Annotated in this window: 17 protein-coding genes, 1 tRNA gene and 1 riboswitch; of the genes, 11 read left to right on the top strand and 7 right to left on the bottom strand. The window is 61.1% G+C overall.

Annotation, left to right across the window (positions count from 1 at the left end):
- Positions 1–205: 205 nt before the first annotated feature.
- Positions 206–1,000, top strand: a complete 795-nt coding sequence (locus tag RFER_RS16460) for a substrate-binding periplasmic protein (RefSeq protein ID WP_011465523.1) — start codon at positions 206–208, stop codon at positions 998–1,000.
- On the top strand, positions 997–4,107 hold the full coding sequence (locus RFER_RS16455) for a bifunctional diguanylate cyclase/phosphodiesterase (RefSeq protein ID WP_011465522.1): 3,111 nt from the start codon (positions 997–999) through the stop codon (positions 4,105–4,107). The genes RFER_RS16460 and RFER_RS16455 overlap by 4 nt, the downstream gene beginning before the upstream one ends.
- A 126-nt stretch (positions 4,108–4,233) precedes the next feature.
- On the opposite strand, the gene RFER_RS24180 is transcribed toward RFER_RS16455, so the two are convergent.
- Complete coding sequence (locus tag RFER_RS24180; RefSeq protein WP_166485749.1) at positions 4,234–4,383, bottom strand: hypothetical protein; 150 nt, start codon at positions 4,381–4,383, stop codon at positions 4,234–4,236.
- A gap of 124 nt (positions 4,384–4,507) precedes the next feature.
- Here RFER_RS24180 and RFER_RS16450 point away from each other — a divergent pair, with 124 nt between their 5' ends.
- The 9 genes from RFER_RS16450 (at position 4,508) to RFER_RS16410 (ending at position 14,241) form a co-directional block, all read left to right on the top strand.
- A complete protein-coding gene (locus tag RFER_RS16450) occupies positions 4,508–4,972 on the top strand; it encodes an FKBP-type peptidyl-prolyl cis-trans isomerase (RefSeq protein WP_011465521.1) in 465 nt (154 codons plus the stop codon).
- Positions 4,969–5,931, top strand: coding sequence for a 4-hydroxy-3-methylbut-2-enyl diphosphate reductase (gene ispH, locus RFER_RS16445; protein ID WP_011465520.1), 963 nt, complete (start codon positions 4,969–4,971; stop codon positions 5,929–5,931). Before RFER_RS16450 ends, ispH begins: the two co-directional genes overlap by 4 nt.
- 45 nt (positions 5,932–5,976) lie before the next feature.
- Positions 5,977–6,561 carry an AAA family ATPase gene (locus RFER_RS16440; RefSeq protein WP_011465519.1) on the top strand — a complete coding sequence of 195 codons (585 nt, stop codon included), beginning with the start codon at positions 5,977–5,979 and terminating at the stop codon, positions 6,559–6,561.
- A gap of 64 nt (positions 6,562–6,625) precedes the next feature.
- A riboswitch (TPP riboswitch) is annotated at positions 6,626–6,723 on the top strand.
- Between the two features lie 41 nt (positions 6,724–6,764).
- A complete protein-coding gene (locus RFER_RS16435) occupies positions 6,765–7,787 on the top strand; it encodes a thiamine ABC transporter substrate-binding protein (protein WP_011465518.1) in 1,023 nt (340 codons plus the stop codon).
- Between the two features lie 11 nt (positions 7,788–7,798).
- Positions 7,799–9,451: an ABC transporter permease gene (locus tag RFER_RS16430; RefSeq protein WP_011465517.1), complete on the top strand. Its 1,653-nt coding sequence runs from the start codon at positions 7,799–7,801 to the stop codon at positions 9,449–9,451.
- A complete protein-coding gene (locus RFER_RS16425; RefSeq protein ID WP_011465516.1) occupies positions 9,444–10,088 on the top strand; it encodes an ABC transporter ATP-binding protein in 645 nt (214 codons plus the stop codon). Before RFER_RS16430 ends, RFER_RS16425 begins: the two co-directional genes overlap by 8 nt.
- 43 nt (positions 10,089–10,131) lie before the next feature.
- Complete coding sequence (gene serS, locus RFER_RS16420; RefSeq protein WP_011465515.1) at positions 10,132–11,490, top strand: serine--tRNA ligase; 1,359 nt, start codon at positions 10,132–10,134, stop codon at positions 11,488–11,490.
- Between the two features lie 6 nt (positions 11,491–11,496).
- Positions 11,497–12,519, top strand: coding sequence for an extracellular solute-binding protein (locus tag RFER_RS16415; protein WP_011465514.1), 1,023 nt, complete (start codon positions 11,497–11,499; stop codon positions 12,517–12,519).
- Between the two features lie 3 nt (positions 12,520–12,522).
- Positions 12,523–14,241, top strand: coding sequence for a diguanylate cyclase domain-containing protein (locus tag RFER_RS16410; protein WP_011465513.1), 1,719 nt, complete (start codon positions 12,523–12,525; stop codon positions 14,239–14,241).
- Between the two features lie 84 nt (positions 14,242–14,325).
- Here RFER_RS16410 and RFER_RS16405 read toward each other — a convergent pair.
- From RFER_RS16405 to RFER_RS16380, 6 genes are all read right to left on the bottom strand, one after another.
- Positions 14,326–14,413: transfer RNA gene (locus tag RFER_RS16405), tRNA-Ser, on the bottom strand.
- Between the two features lie 43 nt (positions 14,414–14,456).
- Positions 14,457–15,755: a tryptophan--tRNA ligase gene (locus tag RFER_RS16400; RefSeq protein ID WP_011465512.1), complete on the bottom strand. Its 1,299-nt coding sequence runs from the start codon at positions 15,753–15,755 to the stop codon at positions 14,457–14,459.
- 42 nt (positions 15,756–15,797) lie between these two features.
- On the bottom strand, positions 15,798–16,466 hold the full coding sequence (locus RFER_RS16395; RefSeq protein ID WP_011465511.1) for a site-2 protease family protein: 669 nt from the start codon (positions 16,464–16,466) through the stop codon (positions 15,798–15,800).
- A 32-nt stretch (positions 16,467–16,498) separates the two neighbouring features.
- Positions 16,499–17,122 (bottom strand): L-threonylcarbamoyladenylate synthase, encoded by a 624-nt coding sequence (locus RFER_RS16390; RefSeq protein WP_011465510.1) that lies wholly within the window; start codon positions 17,120–17,122, stop codon positions 16,499–16,501.
- Between the two features lie 58 nt (positions 17,123–17,180).
- A complete protein-coding gene (locus RFER_RS16385; protein WP_011465509.1) occupies positions 17,181–18,083 on the bottom strand; it encodes a DMT family transporter in 903 nt (300 codons plus the stop codon).
- A gap of 7 nt (positions 18,084–18,090) precedes the next feature.
- The gene (locus RFER_RS16380) at positions 18,091–18,990 is read right to left on the bottom strand and encodes a 3',5'-nucleoside bisphosphate phosphatase (RefSeq protein ID WP_049765755.1); all 900 of its coding nucleotides are present in this window, start codon (positions 18,988–18,990) and stop codon (positions 18,091–18,093) included.
- Positions 18,991–19,021 lie beyond the last annotated feature (31 nt).

The following is a 19,021-nucleotide window of genomic DNA, read 5'->3' as shown; positions in this document are numbered from 1 at the left end:
AAGAAGCTTCAGTTTAGACGCTCGACCAGTGCCAGCGGCTGGATGCCCTGATATCCGCAGCCAGCGCAAAGGCTGTTGCGCTGGCTTGGGCTTGGGGCTTGCCTGGGTCGCGTCTTGCTGCCAATGCCCTTGTGCAGCGTGCGTTCGCATCGGGTACGATGAAGCAACAAATTGCAGCCCAGTCACTTTTTACCCTGGTCAGACCATGAAACTACGCTATATGGGCAGCTTGATGCTCGCGCTGTGCGCCATTGCCACCTCAGTGGCGGCCGGGCCTGACTGCTCGCGTCCTCTCACGCTTGCCTTGCATGACCACGGTCTGCTCTACTCGGCCGATACCGACGCAGGCATCGACAAGGATTTTGCCGATGAACTGATCCGCCGCAGCGGCTGCAAAATTGCCGTCAGCCTCATGTCGCGCGCGCGCATCTGGCAGCTGATCGAGTCCGGCGCGCTCGATTTCAGCCTGTCTGGTATCACCAACGCCGAGCGCAACCGGTTTGCCGGCTTTGCCTGGTATTTCAGCAACAAATACTATTTGCTGGTGCGCCGGGACTCCGGTGTGCGCCAGTTGGCCGACTTCGAGCGCAGTGACCCGTTTCGGCTCGGGGTCATCCGCAGCTTTCGCTACAGCGAGTCCGCCAACCGACTGGTCGACAAACTCACGCTCGCCAACCGCGTCAGCCAGGCCAATGGCCTGGCGCCGCTGTATGAGACGCTGTTGCTCAACCGCATTCAGGGCATGATCATTGAGCCCTTCGACTACCCGGCGCTGGACCAGAAGAAGATTCGCGACATCACTTCCGTTATTGAGTTTGACGACCCGGCGGTGCCCCACGGCCTCATCATGTCAAAGAAGGCCTTGAGTCCGGCCGAGCAGGACAAGTGGCGCGCGTTGGTCAACGACATGCGCGCCGATGGCACCGTGCGGCGCATCTTCGAGAAATACTTTGATCCCGGACTCGCCGCCGCCCTCGTTGCTTTCCAGCCCCCGCCATGAGCTGGGCCCGCCTGAGCCGGCTGCCCCTGCTCATCCTGGTCGTCTCGCTTGGCGTGACCTGGCTGCTATGGAATCACGAGCGGCAAATCTCGCGCAATCAGGTGCGCTCCCAGTTCGACTTTGCGCTGCGCGATGCAGTCAGCCGGGTTGAGCAGCGCATCGCCAGCTACGAGCAGATGTTGCGTGGCGTGCAAGGCCTGCTCGCGACCACCGATGCCGCAGACCGCGACAAGTTCCGCGACTACGTCAGCGCGCTTCAACTCGACGCCAACTTTTCCGGCATCCAGGCTATCGGTCTCGCCGAGTGGGTGGCGGCGTCAGGCAAAGACGCCCACCTGGCCGCCATGCGCCGGCTCGGCTTCGCTGACTACGCCATTTACCCCCTGGGTGAGCGCGAAAATTACGCCCCGATCATCCAGCGCGAGCCCTATACGGGCAACAACCGCATCCCCACCGGCTTTGACCCGTGGTCGGAACCGGTGCGGCGACTGGCGATGGAGAAGGCGAGGGACTCTGGCATGGCGGCGATATCCGGCAAGGTCCGCCTGACCGTGGACAGCCAGCCAGATGCACTACCCGGCTTCATCATGTTTCTGCCGGTTTATGCGCGCGCTCAGCCACATGACAGCGTGGCGCTTCGCCAAGCCCACCTGAGCGCTTGGGTCTACGCCTCGTTCCGCATGAACGACCTGATGGCCAGCCTGTATGGCGAACAGCCGCCCGGTCTCTCAGTCGCCATTTACGATGGCGTCGAACCATCAGCGAGCACGCTGCTCTATTCAACCTCGGGTGACGCGGCGAAACCGCGCCGTGCCGCCATGGCAGCCGATGAGTACCTGGTCGTCGCGGGGCGCACCTGGACGCTCTCCATGAGCGCCAAGGACGAGTTCAAGGACAGCGTCGGCAGCAGTGCTGAGTCGCTGATCGCAGTCGCCGGCACGGGCTTGAGCTTGTTGCTGGCCTTGCTCGCGTGGCTCATGGCAACCGGGCGCGACCGTGCCGTCCGTCTCGCTGCCACCATGACCAGGGAACTGCGCGAGAGTGAAGAAAAGTTCCGCGCCATCGCCGACTGCACCGTCAACCTGGAAGTCTGGTGGGGGCTCGACGGCCGGCCACGCTGGATCAACCCCTCGGTCAAGGACTACAGCGGCTATACCGTGCAGGAGTGCCTGGCCATGCCCGACTTCGCTGGTACGCTGATTCATCCTGAAGACATGCCGCGTGTTGCACCCGAGTTGCAGAAGGGGCTGCAGGGCCTGCGGGGCGACGACCTGGAATTCCGGTGTGTCCGCAAGGATGGCTCCGTGTTCTGGCTGTCCGCGTCCTGGGTCCCCATCCAAGACGCCAAAGGGGTCTTCACGGGCTTTCGCACCAGCGGACGCGACGTCACCGACCGCAAACAGGCCGAGGCCGAACTGCGCATCGCCGCTGTCGCCTTCGACTCGCTGGAGGGCATGATGATGACCGATGCCAGCAGCGTGATCCTGCGGGTCAACAAGGCATTCACCGAGATCACGGGTTACTCGGCCGAGGAAGCCGTGGGTCAGACGCCACGGCTGATTCAATCGGGCCGTCACGGCGAGGACTTTTATCGCGCCATGTGGGACGACATCCGCCGCAAGGGCGGCTGGCAGGGCGAAGTCTGGAACCGGCGCAAGAGTGGCGAGGTCTATCCGCAATTGCTCAGCATCTCGGTGGTGAAGGATGCCGATGGCACCGTGACCCATTACATCGCCGCGCACCATGATATTTCGGAGCGCAAGAACGCAGAGGAAAGGATCAAGGAGTTGGCTTTTTTTGACCAGCTCACGGGTCTGGCCAATCGAACGCTCTTGCTCGATCGCGCCGTACAGACCATGGCCGCGAGTTCGCGTGACGGCAGTTTCGGCGCGCTGATGTTCATTGACCTCGACAATTTCAAGATGCTCAACGACACACTGGGCCATGACATGGGGGACATCTTGCTCAAGCAGGTGGCGCAGCGTCTGAACACCTGTGTGCGGGACGGCGACACCGTCGCCCGGCTCGGCGGGGATGAATTCGTCGTCAAGCTGGCAGGTCTGGGCACAGTGGCGGGAGAGGCCGCGGTCAGTGCCGAAACCGTTGCAGACAAGATTCTCACCGCCCTCAACCAGACCTACCAGCTGGGCAGTGTGGCCTACCACAGCACACCGAGCATTGGTGTGACGCTGTTCAAAGGGCAGAGCGTCGCGATCGAGGAGTTGATGAAGCAGGCTGATCTTGCCATGTACCGGGCCAAGGCCGCCAGTCGCAATACGGTTCGCTTCTTTGATCCGGCCATGGAATCCGTCATGATGGTGCGTGCCGCGCTGGAGCGCGATCTGCGTCAGGCCCTGGAGGAGCATCAGTTCGTGCTCCATTACCAGGCCCAGGTCGCGGGGGATTACCACTTGACAGGTGCCGAAGTCTTGGTGCGCTGGCAGCATCCCCAGCGCGGCATGGTGTGGCCCGATGACTTCATTCCTGCCGCCGAAGAAACCGGCTTGATTTTGCCTTTGGGCCACTGGGTACTGCAAACTGCCTGCACCCAGCTGACGATCTGGGCGGCGCGGCCCGAGACGGCCGATCTCACGGTGGCGGTGAATGTCAGCGCTCAGCAGTTCCGCCAGCCCGACTTCGTGGCCCAGGTGCTGGCGGTCCTCGCTGCGACCGGGGCCAACCCGCAGCGCCTCAAGCTGGAGCTGACTGAAAGCCTGCTGGTGTCGAATGTGCAAGACCTGATCGAGAAAATGGCGGCGTTGAAAGCCAAGGGCGTGGGCTTCTCGCTGGACGACTTCGGCACCGGCTTTTCCTCGCTGTCTTACCTGAAGCGGCTGCCGCTGGATCAGCTCAAGATTGACAAGTCCTTTGTGCGTGACGTGCTCACCGATCCCAATGACGCCGCCATTGCCAAGACCATCATTGCGCTGGCCCAGAGCCTGGCGCTGGGCGTCATCGCAGAAGGGGTGGAAACGTCAGCGCAACGGGACTTCCTGGCCCAGGCAGGCTGCCAGGCCTATCAGGGCTATTTCTTCAGCCGACCGGTGCCGCTCGAAGATTTCGAGCAGCTTTGCGCAGCGGGCTTGCGTGCGCCGGCAGGCGTCTGAATGACCACTGCCAAGTCGCAGACAGCTCGCTGCAGGAGATAGCCAACGGACTGCCCGACAGTTTGCGTGAACCCGAAACAGCTGCCAGGTTGGGGGGGAGATGAATTTACCGTGTTGTTGCAAAACCTAACAGGGCTGCGTGATGACGCCGTCGCGGTCGCTGAAAAATTGTTGCGGAGCCTGGCCATGCCCGTCCAGTTTGACGCCGCGCGGCATGGCTTTTGACGCGGTGCCTGGCGTCTTTGTCGCCAATTGGCGCGTTTGGGGTGCGGTCAAGCGCATGGCTTGGTTTGTGCCCTGGCGCAGGCTTTTACAATCGCAGCAGTTTATTCGCCAAACACCGCATCCCTTCAGAATGTGGTTTTGTGGGCTTCTCCAGACTTGAAACCAGGACTCAGATATGACTTCAACACTTGCCACGGTTCAACCGGGATCTTTCCTCACGCTGCATTACCGCATGGCCGGGCCGGTCGGTGATGTGATCAACACCTTTGACGGCAAACCCGCCACGCTGACGCTGGGCACCGGTGAGCTCTCGCCCACGCTGGAGGCTTATTTGCTGGGCCTGCCCGAAGGCACCCACACCACGTTTGAGCTGCCTGCGGGCACCGCATTTGGCCCGCACAACCCGGCCATGCTGCAATGGCTGGCGCGCCAGGAACTGATCGACATGGGTGAGCCCGATGAAGAGTATGCGGTGGGCGATGTGCTGCAGTTCCCCACGCCGGACGGCAAGGGCAAGTTTGCCGGTTCGGTACAGGATTTCAGAAGCGATGAGAAGGGCGACGCCGTGTTGTTTGACTTCAACCACCCGCTGGCCGGTCGTGCCGTGACCTTTGAGGTGCATGTGATCGGAATTCTGTGACAGCCAGCGCACCCCAGGACATCCTGCTGGCCGAGCCGCGCGGCTTTTGCGCCGGTGTGGACCGGGCCATCGAGATTGTGGAGCGAGCGCTGCAGAAATTTGGTGCTCCCATCTACGTGCGCCATGAAATTGTGCACAACACCTACGTGGTGAATGACCTGAAGGCCAAAGGTGCTATATTTATCGAAGCACTGGATGACGTGCCTGCGGGGGCTACGCTCATATTTTCGGCCCATGGCGTGAGCCGGGCGGTGCAGCTGGAGGCTGCCGCGCGGGGTTTTCAGGTGTTCGATGCCACCTGTCCGCTGGTGAGCAAGGTGCATGTGGAAGTGGCCAAACTGCATAAGGAAGGCTATGAGTTCATCATGATCGGCCACAAGGGACACCCCGAGGTCGAAGGCACCATGGGACAGTTAGAGGGCGGCATTCATCTGGTGGAGAGTGTGCTTGACGTGGCGCGCATCAACCCGGCGCAGACCGACAAACTGGCGGTGGTGACGCAAACCACGCTCAGTGTGGACGACGCGGCTGACATTGCGGCGGCCATCAAGGCACGGTTTCCGAAGGTGCGCGAGCCCAAGCAGCAAGACATTTGCTACGCCACGCAAAACCGGCAGGACGCCGTCAAAGTGATGAGCCCGCTGGTTGATGTCGTGATCGTGGTGGGCAGCCCGACCAGCTCCAACAGCAGGCGGCTGCGTGAAGTGGCGCGCAAGCTCGGCACCGAAAGCCACATGGTCGATGGCCCGGACGAATTGCAGGCGCAGTGGTTTGAGGGTCGCCAGCACGTGGGTTTGACCGCCGGTGCATCGGCCCCCGACATCCTGGTACGCCAGGTGATTGACCGCATCAAGGCACTGGGCGCGGTGTCGGTGCGCAAGATGGCTGGCACGCCGGAGACCGTCAAGTTTCCGCTGCCCAAGGGCTTGCGTCTGAAGGATACCGAGGACCTGGGTTAGCTATTTAGTTTATAGCTGCTTGCGCAATAACAACGGGCGCTCCACATGATTCCCACCGCCGAAGGGCCGCTGACCAACTTGGTGCGTGATGTGAGATTCAACCCGCAACTCATCTGCCTGATAGGCGCTGAGTGCACCGGCAAAACGACGTTGGCAAAAGCCCTGGCCGCGCATTTTTCCAGCCTGTGGGTGCCAGAGCATCTGCGCTCTTTTTGTGACTTGCAGGGCCGCACGCCCAGGGCTGATGAGCAGGTGTTGATCATGCGTGCCCAGTTTGAGCAAGAAGAGCAGGCGGCAGCACTGGCCCGGCAAACGGCTTGCCCGTATGTGCTCTGTGACAGTGCGCCGCTGCTCACCGCGATTTACAGCGACTTTTATTTCTCCGACCCCTCGCTTTTTGAGTGCGCCCATGTCTTGCATACCCGCTATGCCTTGACGCTGCTCTTGCAGCCAGACATGCCGTGGGTGTCTGATGGCCTGCAGCGTGACGGTGACCCCGCGCGGGCCGCCATTCACGCCAGGCTGCGGCACGAGCTTCACGCCATGCGCCACCCGTGTATTGAGGTGTCTGGCTCGGGTGACCGCCGACTGCAGGCCGCGATTCTTGCGGTTGAGACACTCACAAGCTGAACATGGGCCCCGCGCTGGCTGCAAGCGCCGCGCCCGTGCCGCTTGAACTGCATCATTACAATGGCGAGTTCACCGGGGGTGTCCGTTGCAAGATGGTCTGAGAAATACCCCACTCACCTGATCTGGATCATGCCAGCGTAGGGAGCGTGAAGGTTGGCCTTCATCCCGGCGTTTTGTGCGTTGGCGCATCGAAAGGCTTTGCCATGAACCGTCGTCTTTTCACGCTGGCCGCCACCGCGCTGGCTGCGTTCTCGCTGTCAACCCAAGCCCGTGCGGCCGATGAACTGCGCGTGATGGTGCACAGTTCTTTTTCACTGCCCAAGCCCCTGCTGGCGCAGTTTGAAGCGCAAAACGGCATCCGGCTGGCCATCATCAAGGGCGGTGACGCGGGTGAAATGCTCAACAAGTTGATTTTGACCCGTGCCCAACCCATCGCCGATGTGGTGTTTGGCATTGACAACACGCTGGTGGGCAAGGCGCTGGCCGCTGGTGTGCTGGAGCCTGCGCTGCCCCAGACCGCCGAAGCGCCCGATGCCAATCTGGGGGCTGCGCTGGCGGCGGTGGACTATGGCTTCGTGACCTTGAATTACGACAAAGCGGCTGTGGCCAAACGCGGCATCAGTTTGCCGAAAACCTTGCAGGATTTGACGCTGCCCGCCTACAAGAACTGGTTGGTCACACCCAACCCCGCCACCAGCAGCACCGGCTACGCCTTCATGTTGGCCACCATTTCCGCCATGGGCGAAGAGCCCGCCTTTGCCTGGTGGGCGCAGATGCGCGGCAACGGCCTCAAGGTGGTCAAGGGCTGGAGCGAAGCTTATTACACCGACTTTGCGCGTAACAAGGGTGCCTACCCGCTGGTGGTGAGTTACGCCACCAGTCCGGCCGCCGAGGTGTTTTACAGCAAGGAAAAAACGCCAGAGTCGCCCACGGCGAGCCTGAACCTCAAGGGCGGCGTTTTCCGCCAGGTGGAAGGTGTGGGCCTGGTCAAAGGGGGTGGCCAGCGGGCGACGGCTTTGAAGTTTGTCGATTTTCTGCGTTCTGCCCCCGTGCAAGAGGCCCTGCAAACGGCGATGTGGATGTACCCGGTGCAGGCCAAAACCCCGCTTGCGGAGGTGATGCGCCACGCCGCCGAGCCGACCGAGTTTGAAGCCCCGGCGACCCAAGTGGTAGCCGGCAAGGGTGCGCAGTGGGTCGCACGCTGGACCAAAGTGGTGCTCAAGTAGCGCGGCAGTCGATGTCGCCCGTCGCCTTGCCTGGCTGGTTGCGCCGCAGCGTTTGGCTCGGGCTGCTGCCTGCTGTTGCTTTGCTGGTGCTGCTGATTGCGCCGCTGGGCCGGCTGGTGCTGGCCGGGTGGGCGGGTGATGTCAGTTTGACCGGTGCAGCCGCTACCGAGGCATGGTCGTTTTGGTTGCCCTGGCAAGACGATTACCTGCGCTGGCGCGTGCTCTGGTCGCTCGCGCAAGCGGGCATCACCTGCGTGCTGGCATTGGCGTTGGGCTTGCCGCTGGCGTGGGTGCTGGCCCGCTTTCAGTTTGCGGGACGTACGCTGGTGCTGCGCTTGTTGATGCTGCCGTTTGTGGTGCCCACCCTGGTGGCGGCTCTGGGTGTGTTGGCGCTGTGGGGTCCGCGCGGCGTGCTCGGTGGCTGGCTCGGTGTCAACCTGCACAACACGCCCTGGCTGCTGCTGTACGGCAACCTGTTTTTCAACCTGTGTCTGGTGGTGCGCGCCGGGGTCGATGCGCTCGGCCAGGTGAATGCGCGCCAGGTGGCGGCGGCACGCTCGTTGGGCGCCACGCCGTGGCGGGCGTTTTGGCGGGTCGAGTGGCCGTCGATCGCGCCGTGGCTGATGTCGAGCTTGTGCCTGGTGTTTTTGTATTGCTTTGCCGGCTTTGGCCTGGCCCTGGTGCTGGGCGGTCAGCGTTACGCCACTGTGGAGGTGGAGATTTACACCCTGGTGGCACACGAGCTGCAACTGGGCCAAGCCAGCGTGCTGGCGCTGTGGATGCTGCTGCTGACGGGTACGGTGGCGCTGGTCTATGCCCTGCTTGAGAAACGCCTGGCGGCTCCCGGCCGCGTGGAACCCATTGCGCGCAGGCCGCCCCACGGCATGGCTCAATGGCTGGCCTTGCTGGCGGCGCTCGGGGTGCTGTTTGTGATTTGCGCGCTGCCCGTTCTGGCCATCGTCTGGCGCGCGCTGGATGCAGGTTGGGCCACTTGGGTCACTGTGCTGGATGCAGAGGTGCGTGGCGCTCTCTGGAATACCTTGCGCTTTTCTGCGCTGGCCTTGGCTGTGGCGACGCTGTTGGGTGTGCTGCACGCGCTGGCTGCAGAGCGCTCGGTGCCCTGGCGCGCCGCGGCATTTCTGCCGTTTGTGGTGTCACCGGTGACCGTGGCGTTTGGCCTGCTGTTGTTGTACCCGAGTTGGACGGCCAGTTTGCCCCTGCTACTGGCAGCCTACGCCGTGCTGGCCTACCCCTTTGTCGCCAAATCCTTGTCAGCCGGTTTGGACAGCCTGCCCCCGCATGTGCTGCACGCTGCCCGCACGCTGGGTGCCAGTCCGCAGCGTACTTTTTGGCGTGTCACCCTGCCGCTGTTGCGCCCCGCTTTACGCCGGGGCATGGCGTTTGCAGCCGCCACGGCGCTGGGTGAGTTTGCGGTGACGCTATTCTTGTCGCGCCCCGAGTGGGCCACGCTCACGACCTTGATTTACCAGCGCCTGGGTCACCCGGGGGAGAGCAGTCTGGATCAGGCCATGGTGCTGGCGTGCCTGCTGATGCTGTTGGCCTTGTTGGCGTTCTTGCTGATTGAGTGGCCGGCGGCCGATCATCACGATCGCAGGCGCTCACCGGCAAGTGCTGTGGCTGTGGGGGCGTTTCTTCATGCTTGAGCTGCGCCATATCAGTCAGAACTATGGTGATCGGGTCCTGCTGCAAGACATCAACCTGCAAGTGGCTGCCGGTGAAATTGTGGCCCTGCTGGGGCCATCGGGCAGCGGCAAGAGCACGCTGCTCAGCATCGTGGCGGGCTTGCAACCGCCACTCAAGGGCAGCGTCTGGTTTGATGGCCAGGACATTACCCGGGTGCCGCCCGAGCGGCGCCACTTTGCCCTCATGTTCCAGGACTTTGCGCTGTTTGCGCACTTGAATGTGCTCGATAACGTCGCTTTTGGGCTGGTGGAGCAGCGGCTTGCCAAATCGGACGCGCGCGCGAGAGCAGCGCGGATGCTGGAGCGTTTTGGTCTGCTTGATCATGCCCGGCACAAGGTGTGGACGCTCTCGGGCGGTGAGCAGCAGCGTGTCGCGCTGGCGCGGGCCCTGATCACGAATCCGCGTGCGCTGCTGCTGGACGAGCCGTTTTCAGCCCTGGATGCCGAGCTGCGCCAAGGCTTGCGCGAGGAATTTTGCCGGCATATTGCCGCCGCCGGTATGGCCACGCTGCTGGTGACGCACGACGAAGCCGAGGCCCGCGCCATGGCCGCGCGCGGCGTGCGACTGGTGGACGGGCAATTGCGGGCCGCGTGGTAGCAATTTCAGGCAATCCAAGATACAAAAAATTTACAATCTTGTCATGCTAGACATCACCACCCTCCGAAAAGACCTCGACTCGGTTATTGCCCGTCTCGAGACCCGTAAATCACCGCAAGCCTTTCTCAATGTGGACACCTTCAGGACTTTGGAGGCCGAGCGCAAGACGATTCAGATGCGCACCGAAGAGTTGCAGGGCAAGCGCAATACCTTGAGCAAACAAATTGGCCAGCTCAAGGCCAAGGGCGCAGCCGGTCAAGCCGAGTCGGATGCAGTCATGGCCGAGGTGGCGGGCCTGAAGGCTGAGCTGGAAACCTCCGCAACCCGGCTGGAACAAATTCAGCTGGAGTTGCAGGCGCTGTTGCTGGGCGTGCCCAATTTGCCACACGAGAGCGTGCCGGTGGGCGCGGATGAGCATGGCAATGTGGTGGTGCGCAGCTGGAGTCCCGACGGCAAGGGGCCCAAGGCGTTTGATTTTGAGGTGAAAGACCACGTTGATATCGGCACCCCGCTGGGGCTCGACTTCGAGTTGGGCGTCAAGCTCACCGGCGCCCGCTTCACCGTCATGAAGGGTCTGATTGCACGCCTGCACCGGGCGCTGGCCCAGTTCATGCTGGACGTGCAAACCCAGGAACACGGCTACACCGAGTGCTACACGCCTTACATCGTCAATGCGCAAAGCATGCGCGGCACCGGACAGTTGCCCAAGTTTGAAGCCGACTTGTTTGCCGCCAAAAAAGGCGGGCAAGAGGCTGAAGCGGCGCCCGACAACAGCGCACTTTATTTGATTCCGACCAGCGAAGTGCCGCTGACCAACTTTGTGCGCGACGTGGTGTTGGCCGAGGCCGAGTTGCCGGTCAAGCTCACCGCACATACGCCGTGTTTTCGCTCCGAGGCTGGCAGTGCCGGGCGCGACACGCGTGGCCTGATTCGCCAGCACCAGTTTGACAAGGTCGAGATGGTGCAGATCGTGCACCCCGACAAGAGTTACGAGACGCTGGAACAGATGACCGGTCACGCGGAAGCTATTTTGCAAAAGCTGGGTCTGCCCTACCGGGTGATGTCCTTGTGCACCGGCGACATGGGCTTTGGTGCCAGCAAGACCTACGATCTGGAAGTCTGGTTGCCGGCGCAAAACACCTACCGTGAAATCAGCTCGGTGTCGAACTGCGAGGCCTTCCAGGCACGTCGCCTGCAAGCGCGCTTCAAGAACGCACAGGGCAAGAACGAGCTGGTGCACACCCTCAACGGCTCGGGACTGGCGGTCGGGCGCGCGCTGGTGGCGGTGTTGGAAAACTACCAGAATGCCGATGGCTCGGTCACCGTACCGCAGGCTTTGCGTCCTTATGTGGGTGGCCAAAAAGTTCTGGGTGCCACCGCCATGAATGACATGGATATGTAGCTTGCCATGAACCTGCGCCTACTGCTGCTCATCGTCCTAGTGACATTGAGTCTGCCAGGCCAGGCAGTGGAAACCTTGCGCGTATTGACGTGGCCTGGCTACGCCGACAGTGATCTGGTCAAGTTGTTTGAGAAGCAACACGGCGTGCGGGTCGAGGTGAGCTTCGTCAGTTCCGATGATGTGCTGCGGCAAAAGATCAGCGCGAACCAGGGCGGCGACTTCGATGTGTTTGCGGCCAACACGGCCGAAATGCAGCACTACATCAACGAGCGACTGGTGGTGCCGTTGCGGCTTGCCAATATTCCCAACACGGCGCAGCAGTTACCCCGCTTTCGCAACCTGCAGAGCATTCCGGGAATCACCCGTCTGGGTGAGGCCTATGCGGTGCCGTACACCTATTCGGAAATGGGGCTGATCTATGACCGCAAACAGTTTGTGCAAGCGCCCACCTCGCTTGCTGCGATGTGGGATCCCAAGTACCAGGGGCGGGTGCTCGCCTTCGATACCAGTAGCCACAGTTTTTCGATCGCTTCAATGGTGCTGGGAGGAAATCCTTTTCGGATTGAAGATAAAGATTTCAAAGGCGTGGTCAACCACCTCATCGCCTTGCGCCGCAATGTGTTGACCTTCTACACCTTGCCGGAAGAATCAGTCGAGCTGTTTCGTCGTCATTCGGCGGCACTTCTGTTTGCCAATTACGGTCACCAACAACTCAAACTGTTGCGCGACGCGGGCGCCGATGTTGGTTATGTCATTCCCGTTGAGGGCGCACTGGCCTGGCTGGACTGCTGGGCGCTGACGCGCGGGGCCAAGAACAAGGAACTGGCAGAGAGCTGGATCAACTTCATGCTGGACAAAAAAGTGAGCAGCGAATTGACCCGACGCCAGGGTCTGTCCAATACGATTGAAGTCGACACCGACGCGGCGGATGCGGACAAGATCATCTGGCTCGAACCGGTCGAGGATGACAAACGCCGGGCAGCCCTGTGGGGGCGCATTATTTCTGGCGATTTGCCAGGGCGGTTCTAGTTCATGCGTTATGGCATCGGTTTCAAGCTGGGGCTTTTGCTGGCCAGTTTCAGTCTGGTGGCGATGGGAATCGTCGGTTACTACTCGTACGCCAGTGGCCGTGCCACCTTGCTGGCGGCCGCGCAACGTGATTTGCTGACGGCGACCCACGTGCTGGGGCGCAACTTTCAGGCCAGCATCGACGCAGTGGCCAGGGATACCTTGCTGCTGGCAAGCCTCCCGGCAAGCTCTGCCATGGTCACTAGCCCTGAGAGCATGCCAGCGGGCCGTGACCCAAAGGGGTTGAGCGATACCTTCGCGGCGATGATGGCGGCGCATCCTGAATATTTCCAGATTCGACTGATTGGTGCTGACCAGCACGGCCTGGAACTGGTTCGGTTGGACCGAGACGACGGCAAACTGGTGCCGGTACAAGCAGACAATCTGCAGGAAAAAGCCCATTACCCCTATGTTTTCAACACCTTGCAACTGGGCAGGGGGCAAGTCTATTTGTCGGACATCACGATCAACCACGAAGAAGGGGCGCATTCCGGGTTGCACAAGCCCACCGTCCGGGTCGCCTCACCCGTGTTGGACGACAGCGGGAAAGTGCTGGGGCTGATCGTGATCAACGTGGATCTGAACGGCCTGTTTGACCGCCTGAAGTCCGATCTGCCAAGCGCCTACCAGTTGTACCTGAGCAACCATTGGGGCGACTTTCTGATTCACCCCAACCCGGCCGAAGCCTTTGGCTTTGACCAGGGACGCAGAATCTTTATTCAGGAGTCTTTCGAGCCGGTTGCGGCCTTGATTAACGGCACGAGCGCCAGTGTGGTTACCAATATTGACGCCGTTCAGCAAGCTGGCAACGGGCTGGTGGCCGCTTTTATCCGCATGCCTTTTGGTGGCTCGGTCCAGACGGATTTTGTGATTCTGGGACTGTCGCAGCCGCTGGAGAACGTCGTGCGGGAAACGTCGAAGCTGGGTTGGAACACCGTTCAAATTATTCTTGTGCTGGGGGTTCTTGCCATACTTCTGGCGGCGCTGGTTTCGCGCGCCGTGATCGGCCCCCTGCGGAAAATGGTTGATGCGATGAGTGCCTTTTCAAAAGAGCATGTGGTCAACGAATTGTCGGCCGCCCGCAAGGACGAAATCGGGCTGCTCGCCAGCAGCCTCAACGACATGCAGAACATCATTGTGGCGAACATGCGCGATTTGAAAGAGAGTCGGCAAGCGCTTGAGCATCTGGCCCAACATGATTCACTGACCGGTTTGCCCAACCGCGCACTGTTTGACGACCGGCTGCGTCAAGCGGTCTCACAAGCGCGGCGCGACAAGACGCGCATGGCCCTGCTGTTTGTTGATCTGGACGCGTTCAAGGACATCAACGACACTTGCGGCCATCACGTTGGGGACTTGCTGCTGAACGCCGCTGCGAAACGGATGCAGGCCTGTGTGCGCCATGCCGATACGGTGGGGCGCATGGGGGGTGACGAGTTTGTCGTGCTGCTGACCCATGTCGAGGAGGACCAGGATGCCGTGCTGGTCGCTGAAAAAATATGCAAGGCCCTCAGTCAGCCTTTTGATCTTGATGGCCGCAGTTTGTTGATTGGGTCCAGCATCGGTGTGGCCCTCTACCCAGAACATGGTAGTGACGAGCTGACGCTGTCGCGCAGTGCCGATGCCGCCATGTACCTTGCCAAAGAGAGCGGTGGCAACTGCGTCAGTCTTTTCGGGTCTTGACCCGGCATTCAATATCAATGCAGGAGCTAACCATGAAAAAAAGCTCTTTCACCAATTTTTATTTGGTGAAAGAGCTTTGTTTTTTGGCGGAGAGGGTGGGATTCGAACCCACGGTACCTTGCGGTACGCCTGATTTCGAGTCAGGTACATTCGGCCACTCTGCCACCTCTCCTAGAACTCAAGTGTTGGATTGTAGCAGTGGCCCCGCCTGCCACTCACTTGGTTTTGGCATCCAGCAACGCTTGCAGGGCAGTATCAATGTCCTGGGTTTGCACGTCCAGGCCCCATTGCAACTGGTCTTTCAGTTCATTCAGGGCGCTCGCACCTTGGGTCTGCAGCGTGGCAATGGTTTGGCCTGCTACTTTGGGTGAAGCAAAGCCCGTACTTTGCAGCAGCAAACGGCCGTCCGTATCCAACAGTTTGAAGTAAAACTGACCGTCGTTTTCGCGGTATTGTTTGAAGACCGGCAAGGCGGATTTGACGGACTTGGCGGCTTTGCTGCTTTGCGTGCGCAGGTCACGCAAGCCCACGGCCTGACGCAAACGACCCATGAAGGGGGTGGCAATATGACGGGCCTTGGCTGCGCCCGCGCGCAGGATGGACTCGATTCGAGCCGGGTCGTCCAACAGCGCCTGATAGACCTCGCGCAGCGGTGCAATTTCGTCGTCGATGCGCTCAAAAACAATTTGTTTGGCGTCGCTCCACGCGATGCCATCGGCATAAGCCTGGCGCAGCGTGCTGCTTTCCTCTGGCGTGGCAAAGGCCTGGTAAATCTGGAACAGGGCAGAGCCTTCAGTGTCTTTGGGCTCACCTGGTGCGCGCGAATCGGTGACGATGCTCGCAATGAGCTTTTTGAGTTGTGCGCGCGGCGCAAACAGGGGGATGGTGTTGTCGTAGCTCTTGCTCATCTTGCGCCCGTCCAGACCGGGCAGGGTGGCGACGTTGTCTTCAATTTCGGCCTCGGGCGGCACAAAGTGATCGCCATAGCGGTGGTTGAAGCTGTGCGCCATGTCGCGCGCCATCTCGATGTGCTGCACCTGGTCGCGCCCGACCGGCACCTTGTGTGCGTTGAACATCAGAATGTCGGCACCCATCAGCACCGGGTACATGAACAGCCCGGCGCTGACATCGGACTCGGGGTCAATACCTGCGGCGGTATTTTTGTCGACCGCCGCCTTGTAGGCGTGCGCCCGGTTCAGCACGCCCTTGCCAATGACACAGGTCAGCAGCCAGGTGAGTTCCGGAATTTCCGGGACATCGGACTGGCGATAGAAGACGACGCGCTCGGGGTCCAGCCCGGCGGCGAGCCAACTGGCGGCTATTTCCAGCGTGGAACGCTGGATGCGTGCCGGTTCATCAATCTTGATCAGGGCGTGGTAGTCGGCCAGAAAATAAAAACTCTCGACATCGGCCCTCAGGCTGGCCCGCACCGAAGGCCGGATGGAGCCGACATAGTTGCCGAGGTGGGGGGTGCCAGAGGTGGTGATACCGGTCAGAAAACGCGTGGAACTCATAGAGAAGGGAAACTTTAATGGGCCAAAGAAAGAGGCTGCAGGCTAGCCAAAAATCATGGCAAGAGGGCTGAGCAAGATGTCGAGCACAAAGTAGCTCAGCGTCATCAAGGGTTGCAGCCACAGCGTGCTGACGATGCCTGAAATCACCAGCGCCATCACGATGAAAAAGCCCCAGGGCTCCACCCGCGAGACCAGTTCGGCCTGGCGGTAGGGCAGCAAGCCGACCAGAATACGCCCGCCGTCCAGCGGCGGCAGCGGGAACAGGTTGAAGGCAAACATCACCAGATTGACCAGAATGCCGCCTTGTGCCATCTTGATAAAAAAGGGCTCGGTCACACCCGTGCCTTTGAGCACATAGAACAGCGCGCCCCACAGAAAGGCTTGAATGAAATTGACGCCCGGCCCGGCCAGCGCCACCCAGATCATGTGGCGTTTAGGGTCGCGCAGCTTGTCAAAGCGGACCGGCACCGGTTTGGCATAGCCAAACAGGAAGGCACCCGAGGTGGCAAAGTACAGCAGCAGCGGCATCAAAATGGTGCCCACGGGGTCGATGTGTTTGAGCGGGTTGAGCGTGACGCGCCCCAGCATGTAGGCCGTGTTGTCACCAAAATGGCGGGCCACGTAGCCGTGCGCAGCCTCGTGCACCGTAATGGCGAACAGCACCGGCAGCGCGTACAGGGCAACGGTCTGAATCAGGTTGGCAATATCCATGGGGTCAATATCTAATGGGGGTGATCAGCGGCTTACAGGCCAAGGGCGGCCAGCGAGCCTCTGCCCTGGCGAATAACGATGGGCTCGGACTCGGTGAGATCGACGACCGTGGTTGGTTCCCGCGGGCAGGCACCCGCGTCAATCACGGCCGCAATCTGTTTTTTGTAACGTTCACGAATTTCCAGCGCGTCATTGATGGGTTCGACCTCACCCGGCGGGATCAAGGTCGTCGCCAGCAGAGGACCGTTGTGCAGGTCCAGCAGCGCCTGCAAGACCTTGTGCTCGGGCACGCGCAGGCCAATGGTCTTGCGTGACGGGTGGCTCAGGCGACGCGGAACTTCCTTGCTGGCTTGCAGAATGAAGGTGTAAGGCCCGGGTGTGGCTGATTTGATGCGCCGAAACTGCTGGTTATCCACTTGTGCGTAGTTGGCCAGTTCCGAGAGGTCGCGGCATAGCAGCGTGAGGTGGTGTTTATCGTCCACGCCACGGATGCGGCGCAGCTTGTCGGCCGCCGCCTTGTCGTCCAGATGGCAAACCAGGGCGTAGCTGGAGTCGGTGGGTACCGCCAGGATGTCGCCCTGGTCGAGCAGGGTGATGGCCTGCTTGAGCAAGCGGGGCTGCGGGTTATCGGGGTGAACTTCGAACAGTTGAGGCATGGATGTATTGTCGGCGAAGTTGGGCCGGTCAGCGCCGCATGGCCGGGGTCAACGCTGCTTAGGCCGCAGGGGCAACGGCCCGGCGCAGCTTGGTCACCTCGTGCGCAGACAACAACGCATTGCCCACGCCGCTGGCCGCAATCACGGCAATGCCAAGCCATGCCAGCGCGTCAGGCACATGCTTGAACGCCAGCCAACCCGCGACCGTGGCGAAAGCAATCTGTGTGTACAGATAAGGCGTGAGCACAGGCGCCGAAGCGCGGGTGTAGGCCCGAATCAACATCAGGTGGCCAAAAGTGCCCGAAAATCCAACCAGCAAAAACCACGGCCAATAGGTCAGCAGGGCCGTTGTGCTCCAATTGAAAACCACAATCGGGCTCATCACCACCGCACCCACCAGACCGGTGTAAAAGTGCGTGGTGTAGGGGTTTTCTTCGCCGCTCAATCGGCTGGTGAGCACCTGAAACCAACCGTAGGTGGTCACCAGCAGCACCGGAAACAGCAAAGCCCAGCTGAACACCTGGCCTCCGGGACGCACCACCAGCAGCACCCCGACCAGACCGGCCGCCATCAGCAACCAGCGCTGGTGCGAGACATGGTCTTTCAGCACCCAGGCGGCCATGGCCGTGGCGACCAGCGGCGACAGCATCACCATGGCGGTGAATTCGCCCACCGGCAAGTAGCGCAGACCAAAAAAAGAGCAGGCACTGGTGATCAGCAACAACACCCCGCGCAGCGTTTGAAAGCGCGGATTCGGGGTCCTGAACAAGCGGCGCTTTTGCACTGGAAAGCGCAAAACAAAAGTCAGCAGCGCCTGAAACGCATAGCGAAACCAGAGCAGCATCAACACCGGCACCAGCGTGACGGCGTATTTGGTGACGGTGTCCAGGATGGCGAAGGCCAGGGTCGCCAGCACAATCAAAGCAATGCCAGCGCCTTGCTGGGTGCGCCAAAATGCCATCGGCGAGCTAATGAGTTGCGAGGGCCGCAGCCCCCAGGCTCAAGCGAGCGGTGACCTGAATCCGGTCGGCCAGCAATTCCCAGACCGGCGTCAGTCCAGCCGGCAAGGGCGGCAGCGTGCCAATCTCGGTGTGGCTCTCGTCGGGGCTGTGAAAGTCGCTGCCGCGCGAGGCTGCCAGGCCAAACTCGCGCGCGGTGTCAGCGTAGCTGATGTATTCGGCCGGCGTGTGGCTGCCGGTGACCACTTCGACAGCGCGTCCGCCGTGACCCTTGAATTCGGTAAACAGGGCAAATTCCTCATTGGCAGAAAACTTGTAGCGCGCCGGGTGCGCAATCACCGCCAGGCCACCCGCCTGCGTGATCCAGGCCACGGCGTCTTTCAGCTTGGCCCAGCGGTGTTCCACAAAGCCGGGCTTGCCTTCGGTCAGGTACTTGCGAAACACTTCGTGCGTGTCGCGGCAAACGCCGGCTTCCACCAGAAAACGGGCAAAGTGCGTGCGTGAGATCAGGTCATGGTTGCCCGCGTACTTGAGCGCACCCTCAAAAGCGCCTTGAATGCCGACTTTGGCCAGGCTATCCGCCATTTCCCGGGCGCGCTGTTCACGTCCGCCCCGGGTTTGCCGCAGGCCGCTGACAAGAGCCGCGTTGTCGGCGTCAAAACCCAAGCCCACGATGTGGACGGTCTGGTGCAGAAAACTCACTGAAATCTCAACCCCGGTGAGGTAGTCCATGCCCAGTGCCCTGGCCGCCGCGGCGGCGCGCGCCTGACCGCCAATTTCATCATGGTCCGTGAGCGCCCACAACGCAACCCCGTTGGTTTTGGCGCGTGCGGCCAGTTCTTCAGGCGTCAGCGTGCCGTCGGAGACGGTGGAGTGGGAATGGAGGTCGGCGTTGAAAGGAGATGTCACAAGAACTATTTTCGCATAGGTAGGCGATTTC

This window comes from Rhodoferax ferrireducens T118 (assembly GCF_000013605.1).
Taxonomy (GTDB): Bacteria; Pseudomonadota; Gammaproteobacteria; order Burkholderiales; family Burkholderiaceae_C; genus Rhodoferax; species Rhodoferax ferrireducens.
Note: the sequence above shows the minus strand (reverse complement) of the source record. Positions and strands in the feature narration are given on the sequence as shown.

Bases quoted from the DNA above. Each gene is read 5' to 3' on its own strand.
- serS (WP_011465515.1), top strand. From the start codon at position 10,132: ATGCTAGACATCACCACCCTCCGAAAAGACCTCGACTCGGTTATTGCC.
- RFER_RS16450 (WP_011465521.1), top strand. From the start codon at position 4,508: ATGACTTCAACACTTGCCACGGTTCAACCGGGATCTTTCCTCACGCTG.
- RFER_RS16435 (WP_011465518.1), top strand. From the start codon at position 6,765: ATGAACCGTCGTCTTTTCACGCTGGCCGCCACCGCGCTGGCTGCGTTC.
- RFER_RS16410 (WP_011465513.1), top strand. From the start codon at position 12,523: ATGCGTTATGGCATCGGTTTCAAGCTGGGGCTTTTGCTGGCCAGTTTC.
- RFER_RS16440 (WP_011465519.1), top strand. From the start codon at position 5,977: ATGATTCCCACCGCCGAAGGGCCGCTGACCAACTTGGTGCGTGATGTG.
- RFER_RS16400 (WP_011465512.1), bottom strand. From the start codon at position 15,755: ATGAGTTCCACGCGTTTTCTGACCGGTATCACCACCTCTGGCACCCCC.
- RFER_RS16425 (WP_011465516.1), top strand. From the start codon at position 9,444: ATGCTTGAGCTGCGCCATATCAGTCAGAACTATGGTGATCGGGTCCTG.
- RFER_RS16415 (WP_011465514.1), top strand. From the start codon at position 11,497: ATGAACCTGCGCCTACTGCTGCTCATCGTCCTAGTGACATTGAGTCTG.
- RFER_RS16395 (WP_011465511.1), bottom strand. From the start codon at position 16,466: ATGGATATTGCCAACCTGATTCAGACCGTTGCCCTGTACGCGCTGCCG.
- RFER_RS16455 (WP_011465522.1), top strand. From the start codon at position 997: ATGAGCTGGGCCCGCCTGAGCCGGCTGCCCCTGCTCATCCTGGTCGTC.
- RFER_RS16385 (WP_011465509.1), bottom strand. From the start codon at position 18,083: ATGGCATTTTGGCGCACCCAGCAAGGCGCTGGCATTGCTTTGATTGTG.
- RFER_RS16430 (WP_011465517.1), top strand. From the start codon at position 7,799: ATGTCGCCCGTCGCCTTGCCTGGCTGGTTGCGCCGCAGCGTTTGGCTC.
- RFER_RS16390 (WP_011465510.1), bottom strand. From the start codon at position 17,122: ATGCCTCAACTGTTCGAAGTTCACCCCGATAACCCGCAGCCCCGCTTG.
- RFER_RS16460 (WP_011465523.1), top strand. From the start codon at position 206: ATGAAACTACGCTATATGGGCAGCTTGATGCTCGCGCTGTGCGCCATT.